General features: G+C 67.6%; 14 protein-coding genes. 3 read left to right on the forward strand and 11 right to left on the reverse strand.

The window, feature by feature from the left end:
- Window positions 1-230: 230 nt before the first annotated feature.
- Window positions 231-1,220 carry an arginase gene (gene rocF / locus AC07PV_RS23285; protein ID WP_494631448.1) on the forward strand — a complete coding sequence of 330 codons (990 nt, stop codon included), beginning with the start codon at window positions 231-233 and terminating at the stop codon, window positions 1,218-1,220.
- Window positions 1,221-1,291: 71 nt separating this feature from the next.
- On the opposite strand, the gene AC07PV_RS23290 is transcribed toward rocF, so the two are convergent.
- The 6 genes from AC07PV_RS23290 to AC07PV_RS23315 all read right to left on the reverse strand — a co-directional run bounded on the left by AC07PV_RS23290 (window position 1,292) and on the right by AC07PV_RS23315 (window position 7,395).
- Complete coding sequence (locus AC07PV_RS23290) at window positions 1,292-1,789, reverse strand: LPS-assembly lipoprotein LptE (protein WP_218297853.1); 498 nt, start codon at window positions 1,787-1,789, stop codon at window positions 1,292-1,294.
- A gap of 119 nt (window positions 1,790-1,908) precedes the next feature.
- Entirely contained in the window at window positions 1,909-4,602 is a 2,694-nt protein-coding gene (leuS, locus tag AC07PV_RS23295) for a leucine--tRNA ligase (protein WP_494631449.1), read from the reverse strand.
- A 135-nt stretch (window positions 4,603-4,737) separates the two neighbouring features.
- Window positions 4,738-5,187, reverse strand: a complete 450-nt coding sequence (locus AC07PV_RS23300; protein WP_218341789.1) for an ExbD/TolR family protein — start codon at window positions 5,185-5,187, stop codon at window positions 4,738-4,740.
- A 22-nt stretch (window positions 5,188-5,209) separates the two neighbouring features.
- On the reverse strand, window positions 5,210-5,893 hold the full coding sequence (locus AC07PV_RS23305) for a MotA/TolQ/ExbB proton channel family protein (RefSeq protein ID WP_218341788.1): 684 nt from the start codon (window positions 5,891-5,893) through the stop codon (window positions 5,210-5,212).
- 14 nt (window positions 5,894-5,907) lie between these two features.
- Window positions 5,908-6,768: a 4-hydroxy-tetrahydrodipicolinate reductase gene (gene dapB / locus AC07PV_RS23310; RefSeq protein WP_492910627.1), complete on the reverse strand. Its 861-nt coding sequence runs from the start codon at window positions 6,766-6,768 to the stop codon at window positions 5,908-5,910.
- Window positions 6,769-6,834: 66 nt separating this feature from the next.
- Complete coding sequence (locus AC07PV_RS23315) at window positions 6,835-7,395, reverse strand: outer membrane protein assembly factor BamE (RefSeq protein ID WP_218297858.1); 561 nt, start codon at window positions 7,393-7,395, stop codon at window positions 6,835-6,837.
- Between the two features lie 87 nt (window positions 7,396-7,482).
- Here AC07PV_RS23315 and fur point away from each other — a divergent pair, with 87 nt between their 5' ends.
- Window positions 7,483-7,899 (forward strand): ferric iron uptake transcriptional regulator, encoded by a 417-nt coding sequence (fur, locus tag AC07PV_RS23320; RefSeq protein ID WP_218297859.1) that lies wholly within the window; start codon window positions 7,483-7,485, stop codon window positions 7,897-7,899.
- Window positions 7,900-8,018: 119 nt separating this feature from the next.
- Here fur and hprK read toward each other — a convergent pair whose 3' ends face one another.
- The 4 genes from hprK to AC07PV_RS23340 form a co-directional block, all read right to left on the reverse strand.
- The gene (gene hprK, locus AC07PV_RS23325) at window positions 8,019-8,975 is read right to left on the reverse strand and encodes an HPr(Ser) kinase/phosphatase (protein ID WP_218297860.1); all 957 of its coding nucleotides are present in this window, start codon (window positions 8,973-8,975) and stop codon (window positions 8,019-8,021) included.
- Between the two features lie 50 nt (window positions 8,976-9,025).
- Complete coding sequence (locus tag AC07PV_RS23330; RefSeq protein WP_218297861.1) at window positions 9,026-9,493, reverse strand: PTS sugar transporter subunit IIA; 468 nt, start codon at window positions 9,491-9,493, stop codon at window positions 9,026-9,028.
- 111 nt (window positions 9,494-9,604) lie between these two features.
- Window positions 9,605-9,940 carry a ribosome hibernation-promoting factor, HPF/YfiA family gene (gene hpf / locus AC07PV_RS23335; RefSeq protein ID WP_218297862.1) on the reverse strand — a complete coding sequence of 112 codons (336 nt, stop codon included), beginning with the start codon at window positions 9,938-9,940 and terminating at the stop codon, window positions 9,605-9,607.
- Window positions 9,941-10,190: 250 nt separating this feature from the next.
- The gene (locus AC07PV_RS23340; RefSeq protein WP_218297863.1) at window positions 10,191-11,417 is read right to left on the reverse strand and encodes an MFS transporter; all 1,227 of its coding nucleotides are present in this window, start codon (window positions 11,415-11,417) and stop codon (window positions 10,191-10,193) included.
- Between the two features lie 259 nt (window positions 11,418-11,676).
- On the opposite strand from AC07PV_RS23340, the gene AC07PV_RS23345 reads away from it, so the two are divergent.
- On the forward strand, window positions 11,677-12,597 hold the full coding sequence (locus tag AC07PV_RS23345) for a phosphoribosylaminoimidazolesuccinocarboxamide synthase (protein WP_218297864.1): 921 nt from the start codon (window positions 11,677-11,679) through the stop codon (window positions 12,595-12,597).
- Between the two features lie 195 nt (window positions 12,598-12,792).
- Here the strand turns inward: AC07PV_RS23345 and trxA are convergent, their stop codons facing one another.
- Window positions 12,793-13,701: a thioredoxin gene (gene trxA, locus AC07PV_RS23350; RefSeq protein ID WP_218297865.1), complete on the reverse strand. Its 909-nt coding sequence runs from the start codon at window positions 13,699-13,701 to the stop codon at window positions 12,793-12,795.
- Window positions 13,702-13,749: the final 48 nt, after the last annotated feature.

The raw sequence follows: 13,749 nt of genomic DNA on the forward strand, positions 1-13,749 counted from the left end.
CAAAGTTTATCCCCTTGCCCTGGCACCCTGGCGCACCAGGAGGCCAGGGGCACAGAAAACCCCGCAGATCGCCAGCACAGGCCTGCAGATTGCACGGTACACGCACCCGATTGCGCAGCTGTCCTGCTTTTCATTGGCGCTCCCCGCCCCGACAATCACCCCGCCACCCACACGGGCACCCAGCACCCCGGGCGCCCGGCACCGTCCGTTCCCCACAAAGGCCTCGCACCATGACCTCCACCCCGCCCCTCCCCGCGCCATCCATCAGCCTCCTGGGCGCCCCCACCGACGTGGGAGCGGGCGCGCGCGGCGCCTCCATGGGCCCCGAGGCCCTGCGCGTGGCCGGGCTGCAGCCGGCGCTGGAAAGCCACGGCCTGCGGGTGTTCGACCGGGGCAACCTGAGCGGGCCGGCCAATCCCTGGCAGCCCCCGCAGCAAGGCTACCGCCACCTGCCCGAAGTCGTGGAGTGGAACCAGCGCGTGTTCGATGCGGTGTATGCCGAATTGCGGCGCGGCCACCTGCCCATCCTGATGGGCGGCGACCACTGCCTGGGCCTGGGCAGCATCAGCGCCGTGGCGCGGCATTGCGCGGAGACCGGCAGGAAGCTGCGCGTGCTGTGGCTTGATGCGCATGCCGACTTCAACACCAGCGCCCTCACGCCCAGCGGCAATGTGCACGGCATGCCCGTGGCCTGCCTGTGCGGCTTTGGGCCGAAGGAGCTGACGCAGCTAGCCCGGATGCCCGGCGGAGGCCCCGCGCTGCACCCCGGCCAGATCCGCCAGATCGGCATCCGCAGCGTGGACGAAGGCGAAAAACGCTTCGTGCACGAGCAGGGCCTGGAAGTCTTCGACATGCGCTACATCGACGAGGTGGGCATGCGCCAGACCATGCAGCAGGCGCTGGCCGGGCTGGATGCCGACACCCACCTGCACGTGAGCTTCGACGTGGATTTCCTGGACCCGGACATCGCGCCCGGCGTGGGCACCACGGTGCCCGGCGGCCCCACCTACCGCGAGGCCCAGCTGTGCATGGAGATGATCGCCGACAGCGGCCGCCTGGCGTCGCTGGACATCGTGGAGCTCAACCCCGCGCTGGACGTGCGCAACCGCACCGCCGTGCTGGCCGTGGACCTGGTGGAGTCGCTGTTCGGCAAGAGCACGCTGATGCGCGTGCCATCGGGCCTGCGCGCCCCGCAGGCGGCGCTCCATAGCGCTTCCTGAAACGGGCGCGCCCCCCGCGCGGGACGCCGTGGAGCGGGCCTGGCCCGGCCGCTGGCGTCGCCGCCCCCCGGCTACCGCTTCACGGCGGCCAGCCGGCGCATCAACTGCTGCACCAGGTCGGTCCGCATGTTGCGGTACAGCAGCGCCTCTTCGGCCTCCTTGGCCAGGGCGATGGTTTCGTTGTAGCTGATGTCGCGCTGCTGCAGCAGTTCGGTGTCAGGGATCAGCTCGGTGCCCGCCGGGGTCCGGAGCCTGAAGCGGATGCGCAGCCGCAACTGCAGCTCGCGCACCTGGCCCGAGGCGTTGAGCCCCACCACCACGCGCTCCTGCTGCTCCTGCAGCAGGTCCAGGATGGCCTCGGCGGTGGGCAGGGCCGCCGGGTCGCGCAGCACCTGCAGCTTGCTGCCCGACCCGTCCAGCGTGCGCTGCAGCTCCCGCGCCAGCGGCGAGCCCGCGGGGGCCGCGATGTAGAGCGAGTCGAACCCGAACTCCGGCACGCCCCGCAAGCGAAAACCGCAGGCCGACAGCAGGGCCGCGGGCGCGATGAAGAGCAGTGTGCGTCTTTGCATTTCAGTTTTCCATTGCGTTCGCGCCACCCACAACCCGTGGCACTGGCGCGGCCCAGGCCAGCAGACGCCGCACCAGGGCCGCCCCGGCGCGCAGCGCCTCAGGGGGGTGTCGCTTCATTTCACACCACCACGTTCACGAGGCGGCCAGGCACCACGATCACCCGCTTGGGCGCCGCGCCCGCGGCATGTGCCGTGAAGGCCTCGCTGGCCAGGGCGATGCGCTCGATCGCTGCCTTGTCGGCCTGCGCCGGCACGTGGATGGAGCCGCGCAGCTTGCCATTGACCTGCAGCATGAGCTCGATCTCGTCCTGCACCAGCGCGTTCGCATCCACCTGGGGCCAGGGCGCATCCAGCAGATCGCCCAGGTCGCCCGCGTAGCCCAGGCTGCTCCACAGGCTGTGCGCGATGTGGGGCGTGGCCGGGTACAGCACGCGCAGCAGGATGCCAAAGCCTTCGATCAGCGCCACCTGGGCGCCGGCCGACTCCGTGGCCTTGAAGTCCTCGAGCGCGTTGATCATCTTCATCGCGCCCGACACCACGGTGTTGTACTGCATGCGCTGGTAGTCGTAGTCCACCTGCTTGAGCACGGTGTGGATCTCCAGCCGCAGGGCCTTGGCCTCCTTGCCGAATTCCACCTCCTTCAGGCTGCTGGCGCTTGCCACGCTGGCGCTGGCGGCTTGCATGTCCATGGCGGAGAGCTTGAAGCCGAAATTCCACACGCGGCGCAGGAAACGGTAGCTGCCTTCCACGGCCGCGTCGTTCCACTCCAGCGTGGCCTCGGGCGGGGCGGTGAACATGGTGTACAGGCGCGCGGTGTCGGCGCCGTACTTCTCGATGAGGTCCTGCGGGTCCACGCCGTTGTTCTTGGACTTGGACATGGTGCCCACGCCCTCGTAGTCGATGGGCGTGCCCGCCGGCAACAGGCCGTCACCGCTGGTGGCTTCGTTCTTGAGCCTGGCGCCAACGATCTTGCCGCCTTCGTCCAGCACATGCTCCACATCGTGTGGCCAGAAGTAGTCCTTTCCGCCCTTGGCGGTGCGGCGGCTGTAGATGTGGTTGAGCACCATGCCTTGCGTGAGCAGCTTGGTGAAGGGCTCGTCCACCTTGACCAGCCCCAGGTCGCGCATGACCTTGGTCCAGAAGCGCGCGTACAAGAGGTGCAGGATGGCGTGTTCGATACCACCGATGTACTGGTCCATCGGCATCCAGTAGTCGGCGCCGCCAGCGACCATGGCGTCGGCATTCTTAGGGTCGCAATACCGCATGAAATACCAGGACGAGTCCACGAACGTGTCCATGGTGTCCGTCTCGCGCCGCGCGGCCTTGCCGCACACGGGGCAGACCACGCCAGCATGGAAACCTTCGTGCTTGTGCAGCGGGTTGCCCGAACCATCGGGCACGCAGTCGGTGGGCAGCACCACCGGCAGGTCCTTCTCGGGCACGGGCACGGCGCCGTGTTCATCGCAATGGATGATGGGAATGGGCGTGCCCCAGTAGCGCTGGCGGCTCACGCCCCAGTCGCGCAGGCGCCAGGTGGTCTTGGTCTCGCCCAGGCCCTTGGCCTGCAGCGCGTGGGCCACGGCGGTGACGGCTTCCTTGTAGCCCAGGCCGCTGAAGCTGTCGGAGTTGATGGTGACGCCGCGCTGCTTGTCGCCGTACCAGTCGTGCCACTGGTGGTAGTCGAAGTGCTCGCCATCGACCAGCACCACCTGCTTGATCTCCAGGTTGTACTTGAGGGCGAACGCGAAGTCGCGCTCGTCGTGCGCGGGCACGCCCATCACGGCGCCGTCGCCATAGCCCATGAGCACGTAGTTGCCGACCCAGACCTCGACCTTTTCCTCGGTCAGCGGGTGCGTGACGAACAGGCCCGTGGGTTGGCCCTTCTTTTCCTGCGTGGCCAGCTCGGCCTCGGTGGTGCCGCCGCTCTTGCATTCCTCGATGAAGGCGGCGAGCTCCGGGTTCGTCCTGGCGGCGTGGGCGGCCAGCGGGTGCTCGGGCGCCACGGCGCAGAAGGTCACGCCCATGATGGTGTCGGCGCGCGTGGTGAAGACGTACATGCGGCCGTCGCCGATCAGCGTGCCGTCATCGGCCCGGATATCGTGCGGGAAGGCGAAGCGCACGCCTTCGCTCTTGCCGATCCAGTTCTCCTGCATGAGCTTCACGCGTTCGGGCCAGCCGGGCAGCTTGTCGCCGGTCACGAAGTCCAGCAGCTCTTCGGCGTAGTCGGTGATCTTCAGGTAGTAGCCCGGGATCTCGCGCTTTTCCACCGTGGCGCCGGTGCGCCAGCCCTTGCCGTCGATGACCTGCTCGTTGGCCAGCACGGTCTGGTCCACCGGGTCCCAGTTCACGACCTGGGTCTTGCGGTAGGCAATGCCCTTTTCCAGCATCTTGAGGAACAGCCACTGGTTCCACTTGTAGTACGTGGGGTCGCAGGTGGCCACTTCGCGGCTCCAGTCGATGGCCAGGCCCATGGCCTGCATCTGCTTCTTCATGTACGCGATGTTCTCGTGCGTCCACTTGGCGGGGGGCACGCCGTTCTTGAGCGCGGCGTTCTCGGCCGGCAGGCCGAAGGCGTCCCAGCCCATGGGCATGAGCACGTTGTGGCCGTTCATGCGCAGCTGGCGCGTGAGCATGTCGTTGATGGTGTAGTTGCGCACATGGCCCATGTGCAGCTTGCCGCTGGGGTAGGGCAGCATCGAGCAGGCGTAGAACTTCTTCTTGCTGGTGTCCTCCGTCACGCGGTAGGCGTCGGTGGCGGTCCAGTGGTCGTGCGCGGCGCGCTCGACGTCTTGGGGAGAGTATTTGTCTTGCATGAGGGCTCGGGGATGAGAGAGGTGTGCGGCTGCGAGGCCGCGCTGCGCAGATTTTAGGCTGTCAGGCCCTGCGTTCCGCGCCCGCCGCCGCCAGCGGCCTGCGCGGCCCCCCAGGGACTCCGGCGCATGGCGGCTTCAAGGTGCCCTGGCAGGGGCCGTTGGCGCGCCAGCGGCCGGCGGCTCGGCCACGAAGCCGATGCGCTGCAGCCCGGCCAGGTGCGCCGCGCCCATGACTTCGACCACCCGCCCATAGGGCACGGCCGCATCGGCGCGCAGCTGGATTTCGGTGTCGGGCCGTTCGGCGCCGATGCGGCGCAGGCGCTCGGCCAGCGCGGGCTGCGACAGAGGCTCGTCCTGAAGAAAGGCCTGGCCCGAGGCATCGACCACCAGGGTGACGAACTGCGGCACCGTGCCGGGCGTGGCGCCTTCGGTGCGCGGCAGGTCCAGCCGGATCGCGCTGGCCATGAGCGGCGCCGTGAGGATGAAGATGACCACGAGCACCAGCATCACATCCACCAGCGGCGTCATGTTGATGTCGCTCATGGGCTGGGGCCCGGCGGTGCGTTCAAGTCGTCCGAAGGCCATGGTGAAAACGGACCTCCGGGATTCAGGGCCGCGCACCGGCGGGCGGCGCCGTGTCGATCAGCAGTTCGCGCAGGTCGCGCGCGAAGCCTTCCAGGTCGGCCTCGATGCGGCCGATCAGGCGGCCGAACACGTTGTAGGCCAGCACGGCCGGGATCGCCACCGCCAGCCCGGCCGCCGTCATGACCAGCGCCTCGCCCACGGGGCCGGAGACGCGGTCGATGGTGATCTGCCCCGCGCCCGCCATGGCCGTGAGCGCATGGTAGATGCCCCAGACGGTGCCCAGCAGCCCCACGAACGGTGCCGTGGAGCCCACCGTGGCCAGCAGCACCTGGCCAAACTGCAGGCGCCCGAGCACGCCGTGCAAGGCGTCGCGCAGCACGCGGGTGAGCCGCTGCGACAGGCTGCCTGCCGCCGCCAGCGTGGGCTGGCCGGTGGGACCGGCATGATTTGCTATTGAATTCGCAGCAACAACCAAAGGCAAGACAAGCGCAGCGCGGTCAAAAGACTGCAGGCGCTGTGCAGCAACGTCCATGGATGGCGCCTGCCAGAACGCCGCCGTGCAGCGGGCCACGTCGGCGCTGGCCTGGCGCATGAGCCGCAGCTTCCAGACGATGACCACCCAGCTTGCCACGGACATGGCCAGGAGCACCAGCGCGGCACCCTGCGTGACGGCGTCGCCCTGGCGCCACCAGTGGAGAGCGTCCATGGCTGGCCCGATGGCTAGTTGTTGTTAAGGCCCAGCACATCGAACATGTCGAACATGCCCGTCTTGTGCCCGGCGAGGAAGCGCACCGCGCGCAGGCTGCCCTGCGCGTAGGTGGCGCGGCTGGAGGACTTGTGCGTGATCTCGATGCGCTCGCCGATGCCCGCGAACAGCACGGTGTGGTCGCCCACGATGTCGCCGCCCCGGATGGTGGCAAAGCCGATGCTCGACGGGTCGCGCTCGCCCGTGACGCCCTCGCGCGCAAACACGCCGCACTCCTTGAGGTCGCGGCCCATGGCGCCGGCGATCACCTCGCCCATCTTGAGCGCGGTGCCCGAGGGCGCATCCACCTTGTGGCGGTGGTGGGCCTCGATGATCTCGATGTCGTAGCCGGTGGCCATGGCCTTGGCGGCCATCTCCAGCAGCTTGAGCGTGACGTTGACGCCCACGCTCATGTTGGGCGCCATGACGATGGCCGTGCGCTGGGCCAACGCCGCGATCTCGGCCTTCTGCGCATCGGTGAAGCCGGTGGTGCCGACGACGGCCTTCACCCCGAGCTGGCTGCACACGGCCAGGTGGGTCAGGGTGCCTTCGGGGCGCGTGAAATCGATCAGGACGTCGGCGTTTTTCAGGCCCGTGGCAATGTCGGCCGTGATGGCGACGCCGCTGGCATGGCCGAGGAACGCGGTGGCATCCGAGCCGATGCCCGGGCTGGACGGCACGTCCAGCGCACCGGCCAGCACGCAGTCGTCACTGGCGCGAAGGGCCTCGATGAGCATGCGGCCCATGCGGCCCGATGCGCCGGCGATGGCGACACGGCAGGGGCCGGAGCCCGTGGAAGCGGTGGAAGGGGCGGCAGGCGAAGAAGTCCCTGTCATGGGTGTCCTGTACGTTGTGGTTGAAGCACGGCGGGCCAGGCACGGCCCACCGCCAGCCCGCCGGCGTTACCGTGCGGGCGCTTCAAGCGGTGGATAGCTGATGGAAGCGGGCTCCAGCGGCGCCGCGGTGGGCGACGCGGGGGGCCGCTGGGAAGCGGGATACCGGGCCAGCTGCTCCGGCGTGGCCTCGAGCACGGGCACCTTGCCCTTGGAGCCGCGCGACCCCAGGGCCGCCACGAACTCCGTCTCGGTCGGCATCTCGTCGCCCTCGGAGCGCTCGAGCGCGTCCCCCTTGAAGTACACGGTCAGCTTGCGGGTCTGGGCATCTTCGCCGGGGCGCTTGAGCGTGAACACGTATTCCCAGCGGTCGGCATGGAACAGGCTGGTGACCAGCGGGGTTCCCAGAATCTCTCGCACCTGCTGGCGGCTCATGCCAGGCTGGAGCGCCTCGACCTGCTCGCGCGAGACAAAATTGCCCTGCACCACATCTATCTTGTAGGGGGTGACAATGTTGGCAATGCGGGTACTGGCGCCATCCAGGCTGCTGCAGCCGGCCAGGGCGGCCACGCTGGCACCGATCAACAGGACCAGGCCCAGGCGGGCGCTGCAACGGGCTTTGACGGGCATGGGTAAAAGGGCTGAGGATATGATCGCCCCATTGTAGCGGCAGGCCCTCCGACCCCCAGGCGGGGCCGCATCCCGAAAGACCATGCCATGACCAACATCGACGAACTCAAAAGCACGGGACTCAAGGCCACGCTGCCCCGCCTGAAGATTCTGGAAATCTTCCAGAAGGGCGCGCAGCGCCACATGACGGCCGAGGACGTGTTTCGCGTGCTGCTGGAGGAGCGCTCGGACATCGGCCTGGCCACGGTCTACCGCGTGCTCACGCAGTTCGAGCAGGCCAGCATCCTGATCCGCAGCAATTTCGAGAGCGGCAAGGCGGTGTACGAGCTCAACGAAGGCCAGCACCACGACCACTTCGTGTGCACCTCGTGCGGCAAGGTGGAGGAGTTCTACGACCCCGAGATCGAAAAACGCCAGCAGGCCGTGGCCAAGGCCAAGGGCTGGCTGGTGCAGGACCACACCATGGCGCTGTACGGGCAGTGCGCCGACTGCGCTAAGAAATGACTCCCCCCTGAGCCACCTTCGGCGTCTTCCCCCTAAGGGGGACGCTCCCGGCGCGGCGGGGCGGCCCTTGCGCGGGAGCCCTGGTATGGGCCGCGCCAGTTTCGGTGGCCTGAGCGCCGCTAGCCGCCCGTATCGCGCTCCATGGCGCGGCGATGGCGTTCGACAAACTCTTGGTAAGTGTCGATGCCGCGCAGTTGCAGGATGGTGTTGCGCACGGCGGCCTCGACCAGCACGGCGATGTTGCGGCCGGCGACCACCTGGATCACGACCTTGAGCACGGGCACGCCCAGCACGTCCTGGGTGAGAGGCTCGTAGGGAAGGCGTTCGTAGTCGCGCTCCAGGGTTTCCTTGCGCACCAGGTGCACGATGAGCTTCAGCCGCATCTTGCGGCGCACGGCGGTCTCGCCAAAGATGGCGCGGATATCGAGCAGGCCGATGCCGCGCACTTCCAGCAGGTTCTGCAGCAGTTCGGGGCACTTGCCCTCGATGGTGGTCTGGTTGATGCGGAACAGGTCCACCGCATCGTCGGCCACCAGGCCGTTGCCGCGCGAGATCAGCTCCAGGCCGAGCTCGCTCTTGCCCAGGCCCGATTCGCCGGTGATCATCACCCCCAGGCCCAGGATGTCCATGAACACGCCGTGCATGGTGGTGCGGTCGGCGAAGTGCTTGGACAGGTAGGCGCGCAGCACGTCGATGACAAACGCCGACGACTCGTGCGTGGAGAACATCGGGATCTGCGCCCGTTCGCACATCGACACCAGGGCGTCGGGGGCGGTCTGGTTGTCGGCCAGCACCAGCACGGGCGGCTCCAGCGTCACGATGCGCGCGATGCGGCGCTTGCAATCATCGGGTGAAGCGCTGCCGAGATACGCGATCTCCCGCTCGCCCAGGATCTGGACGCGGTACGGATGGATGTAGTTGAGATAGCCGACCAGATCGGCCCCGGAACGTGCCGAGCGCACCGCCACTTCGTCAAAGCGGCGTTCGGAGGCGCCCAGCCCCGCCACCCACTCCCATTTCAGGAGGCCCCGGAATTCCTCGAAAAGGACATCGGCGCTGACGACATTGGGCTTCACGGTGGATCGGCGACGGTGCGAGCGTGCGTTCGTGCGCGGCGCCAGGCGGCTCAGGCCGTCTGCGTGGACTGCCAGCCCGCGATCATGCCGTGCAGCTCGGTGGCGTCGGTGCAGCCCTTGAGCCGTTCACGCAGCGCCGAATCGCTCAGCAGCTCGGCGATCTCGGACAGGATCTCCAGGTGCTTTTGCGTGGCCGCTTCGGGCACCAGCAGGAAAATGAGCAGCCCGACGGGCAATTCGTCCGGCGCATCGAACCCGATCGGATTGAGCAGCTGGAACACGGCGGCCATGGGCGCTTTCAGGCCCTTGATGCGACCGTGGGGAATGGCCACGCCATGGCCCAGGCCGGTGGAGCCCAGGCGCTCGCGCGCGAACAGGCTGTCGGTGATCAGCGCGCGCGACAGGCCGTGCTGGCTCTCGAAAAGGAGACCCGCTTCTTCAAAAGCACGCTTCTTGCTGGTGGCGTCCACGCACACGAGCACTTGAGCGGAAGGCAGGATGGAGGCGAGTCGGTTCATGGTCAAGGGTAACAATTATGCACACGTTGGCGAAAACCCTGAGCACAACGCATCGGGCAACAAAAAAACCGCCCAGTGGGCGGCTGCTGTGCCAGGCTCAGGGCTGCCGCATCAGGCGTGCAGTTCGCGCTTGGCGGCATCGTGGTGATGGTCCTGCAGGCGATCCTTGTGGCGCACGACCTGGCGGTCCATCTTGTCGACCAGTTCATCCACGGCGGCATACAGGTCGGCGTGGGAGCTTTCGGCAAACAGGTCGTTGCCCTTCACGTGGATGTTGCATTCCGCTCGCTGCCTCTTTTCCTTCTCCTTTTGCTTCTCTACCGTCAGCAGTACCTTGACATCGACAACCTGGTCAAAATGGCGGGTGATCCGGTCCAGCTTGGTGGTGACGTAGTTGCGCAAGGCTGGGGTAACTTCGAGGTGGTGACCGCTGATCGTCAAGTTCATAAATAAGTCTCCTGTAACACTCTCGGTGGAAGAACGCCGCCCTGGATCAGAGGAGCGGCTCGGCGAACCTGGATGCATCCCGTTGACGTGAAGTCACTATGCCCCCGCCCTCCCTGAAAAGCAATCCCATACCGACCCTGTCCGCTGGGTTATGCCGACCAAGGTGCCAAGCCTCCGAAAAGCGCGCACAATGGGCAGGTTGCCGGGTGGTGGGCTGTCCCGTACACCGCCGTCCCGCAGATGCGGCTCCTCACCGTGCCGCGGGCGCCGCGCCGTGCAGCGTGAGCCGCCCCACCACCACCATTGACAGCAGGCTCGCCGCAATGCCCACCACGGCGGCCATCCAGTAGTTCTGCACCAGCCCCTGCGCGTCGCGGCTGATCAGCACCCCGCCCACAAAGGACGCCACGCCCATCGCCGCGGACTGCACCGACGCATTCAGCGTCATGAAGGTGCCGCGCAACGGCGCCCGGGCCGCCGAGGAAATGATGGCCATGCCCGGAATCATGCGGCCGCTCATCAGCGCGAACATCAGCGTCGACACCACCAGCACGGCCACCAGCGGCACCCCGCGCACCAGCGTGATGCCCAGCAGGGGCAACGCGCCGGCCAGCGCCAGGCAGCGGAACATCACCACCTTGCCCCAGCGGTCCGTGAGCACGCCGAACAGGCGCGCGGTGAACAGCGTCACCACGCCGCCGCACAGGTACACCAGGGGGATCTGGTCGGGCCGCACCCCGGCGTTGGCCTGCATGTAGATGGTGATGTAGGGAATCACCGTGAAGCCGGCGAACATGATGAGCGCCGAGAACAGGAAGGCCCAGCGGTGGTTGGCGTCGGCCAGCACCTGGGCGATGCCGCCCAGCGCGGTGCGGCCATCCGCGGCCCGCAGATGCCCCGTCATCACGGGCATGGTGCGTGCCGCCAGAACGGCCAGCACGCCCACCATCAGCGCAATGGCCAGGAATGGCAGGTTCCAGCCCCCGTATTCGGCCAGGATCAGCCCCAGGGGCACACCGGCCACGGTGGACAGGGAAAACGACGTCATCACGATGCCCATCGCGCGCCCGCGCCGCTCGAAGGGGATCACGTCGGCCACGATGGTTTGCGACAGCGCCGACAGCACGCCCCCGAAGGCCCCCGCCAGGATGCGCGCGGCCATGAGCGTGCCGTAGGTGGGTGCCACGCCGCAGGCCAGCGTGGCCAGCCCGAACAAGACGTACAGCGTCAGCAGCAGCCGCTTGCGGCCGAAACGGTCGATGTAGGTCGAGGCCAGCAGCCCGGATGCGCCCGCCGAGAGCGTGTAGGCCGAGACCAGCAGGCCGAACTGCGCATCGCTGATGGCAAACAGCCGCGTGAACTGGGGCCCCAGCGGCATCATGATCATGAAGTCGAGGATGTGGGTGAACTGGATGCCGGCCAGCGTGAGCAGCAGCCACAGTTCTCGGCGGGGGGTCAGGGTGGAATGGGAGGGCACAGGAAGCGGCCAGGGCGGCCAGGTCGGACTCAGGGCCGCCAGTGTGCCGCAACGGCACGAAGCGCGCTGGCCCGTTCGCCGAAGGCGCGTTCCGGTGCGCTCCCGCGCGCCCTCGCGAACCCATGCCACGCGCACGCTTCGGGCCCCGCGCGTAAAATCCACCGGTTGCGCGCCAGCAGGCATTTCCCATGCCCCCGCGCTCCATTCCCCACGTTCTTCGGCCTGCCTGCAGCGGACATTGACCGCCCACCCCGACACCATGACCCAGCCCAGCTCCAACGCCCTGCACACTTCCGCCTTGACCTCGCTGCCCCTGCTGGCCCGTGGCAAGGTGCGCGACAACTACGCCGTGGGCGACGACCGCATCCTGATGGTGGCCAGCGACCGCCTGTCGGCCTTCGACGTGATCATGGGCGAACCCATCCCCGGCAAGGGCGAGCTGCTCACGCAGATGGCGCTGTTCTGGTTCGACAAGCTCGGATACATCTGCCCCAACCACCTGACGGGCGACGCGCCGGAAAGCGTGGTGTCCGCGCAGGAGGCCGCGCAGATCCGCGGACGGTCCATGCTCGTGCAGCGGCTGCAGCCCATCCCCGTCGAAGCCGTGGTGCGCGGCTACCTGGCCGGCAGCGGCTGGAAGGAGTACCAGGAATCGCGGTCGGTCTGCGGCGTGCCGCTGCCCGAAGGGCTGACCAATGCCGCCAAGCTGCCTGCGCCCATCTACACCCCCGCCGCCAAGGCCGCCATGGGCGAGCACGACGAGAACATCACCTTCGAGCGCACGGTGGAGATGATCGGCCTGGACCTGGCCACCCGCATCCGCGACCTCAGCATTGCGATCTACCAGGCCGCCGCCGAGATCGCGCTGACCAAGGGCATGATCATCGCCGACACCAAGTTCGAGTTTGGCCTGGCGCCCGATGGCACGCTGGTGCTGATGGACGAGGTGCTCACGCCCGACAGCTCGCGCTACTGGCCCGTGGAAGGCTACGAAGCCGCCCTGGCCGCCGGCCAGAACCCGCCAAGCTACGACAAGCAGTTCGTGCGCGACTGGCTGGAGCAGGCCCAGGTGAACGGCAAGCCCTGGGACAAGACCGCGCCCGCCCCCCGCCTGCCGCGCGAAGTGATCGAAAAAACCGCCGCCAAGTACCGCGAGGCGCTGGAGCGTTTGGTCGGTTAAACGGCGACCTGCCTAAAAAACACAAAAGGCTCCCAACCGGGAGCCTTTTTTTTCTTTTCTTTTCTGCCCATCGCACGATGCCGTCGCAACGGGCACGGTACAGGCCAGCGGCCGCCGTGCAAGGGCCGCCCCGCCGCACTGGCGGCGTCCCCCTTCCAGGGGGAAGGCGCAAGGCGCCTCAGGGGGTAGCCTGTTCTAGCTCAGCACCACGCTCGACAGCCGGCGCCGGTAGGTCGCCACCACCGGGTCGTCGGGCGGGATCTGGCCGTCGGCCACTTTCGCCTTGGGGGGTTCGATGATCTCGAGGATGGCCACGTAGGTCTTGCGGGCGATCTCTTCGCCCCAGGCCTTGTCGCGCATGAGGATTTCGAGCAGTTCGTCCATCGCGTCCGTCCAGCGCTGGCCGGCCAAGAGCCAGCGGGCGCGGGCGTAGCGGGTATCGAAATCGCGCTTGTTGGCGGCAATCTTGGCATCGAAATCGGCCTCAGCGCTTTCTCCATATGCGCCAGAAGCTACGAAATCAATAGCATCCATCCAGACTTTCAGCGCGCCGAGCTTGCGCGAGCCCGCGGCCTTGGCGATCACGGGGGCGAACGCGACCTTGGCATCGTCCTCGCGGTGCAGCTGCAGCAGGAGCTTGACGTAGTCGAAGCGCGCATCGTCGTTGGAGGGATCGGTCACCACCGCATGCTGCAGCTTCTCCAGTGCGGTGCTGGTGTCACCCTCGGCCAGGGCGTCCTGGGCTTCTTCCTCCTCCATTTCGGCCACCATTTCCTCGGCGGTGGGCACGTGCTTGTCGAGGAAGGCGCGCACCTGGCCCTCGGGCAGGGCCCCCATGAAGCCGTCCACGGGCTGGCCGTTCATGAGCAGCACACAGGTGGGGATGCTGCGGATGCCGAACATGCCCGCCAGCTGCTGCTCCTGGTCCGAGTCGATCTTGACGAGCTTGAAGCGGCCGGCGTATTCGGTCTCGAGCTTTTCCAGCACCGGCCCCAGCGACTTGCAGGGGCCGCACCAGGGCGCCCAGAAGTCCACCAGCACGGGCACGGTCATCGAGGCGGCAACGACCTCGGCTTCAAAGTTCTCTACGGTGACGTCAATCATGGTGGTGTACGGGCGGGGCCGGTCAAGCTGGTTGGTTCGCGCTATTTT

The organism is Acidovorax sp. GW821-FHT09A11 (genome assembly GCF_059418365.1).

Excerpts from the sequence above, each read along its gene's own strand:
- AC07PV_RS23315 (WP_218297858.1), bottom strand. The coding sequence starts at position 7,395 with ATGCCCGTCAAAGCCCGTTGCAGCGCCCGCCTGGGCCTGGTCCTGTTG.
- AC07PV_RS23330 (WP_218297861.1), bottom strand. The coding sequence starts at position 9,493 with ATGAACCGACTCGCCTCCATCCTGCCTTCCGCTCAAGTGCTCGTGTGC.
- AC07PV_RS23290 (WP_218297853.1), bottom strand. The coding sequence starts at position 1,789 with ATGCAAAGACGCACACTGCTCTTCATCGCGCCCGCGGCCCTGCTGTCG.
- hpf (WP_218297862.1), bottom strand. The coding sequence starts at position 9,940 with ATGAACTTGACGATCAGCGGTCACCACCTCGAAGTTACCCCAGCCTTG.
- leuS (WP_494631449.1), bottom strand. The coding sequence starts at position 4,602 with ATGCAAGACAAATACTCTCCCCAAGACGTCGAGCGCGCCGCGCACGAC.
- AC07PV_RS23345 (WP_218297864.1), top strand. The coding sequence starts at position 11,677 with ATGACCCAGCCCAGCTCCAACGCCCTGCACACTTCCGCCTTGACCTCG.
- dapB (WP_492910627.1), bottom strand. The coding sequence starts at position 6,768 with ATGACAGGGACTTCTTCGCCTGCCGCCCCTTCCACCGCTTCCACGGGC.
- fur (WP_218297859.1), top strand. The coding sequence starts at position 7,483 with ATGACCAACATCGACGAACTCAAAAGCACGGGACTCAAGGCCACGCTG.
- rocF (WP_494631448.1), top strand. The coding sequence starts at position 231 with ATGACCTCCACCCCGCCCCTCCCCGCGCCATCCATCAGCCTCCTGGGC.
- AC07PV_RS23300 (WP_218341789.1), bottom strand. The coding sequence starts at position 5,187 with ATGGCCTTCGGACGACTTGAACGCACCGCCGGGCCCCAGCCCATGAGC.
- trxA (WP_218297865.1), bottom strand. The coding sequence starts at position 13,701 with ATGATTGACGTCACCGTAGAGAACTTTGAAGCCGAGGTCGTTGCCGCC.
- AC07PV_RS23305 (WP_218341788.1), bottom strand. The coding sequence starts at position 5,893 with ATGGACGCTCTCCACTGGTGGCGCCAGGGCGACGCCGTCACGCAGGGT.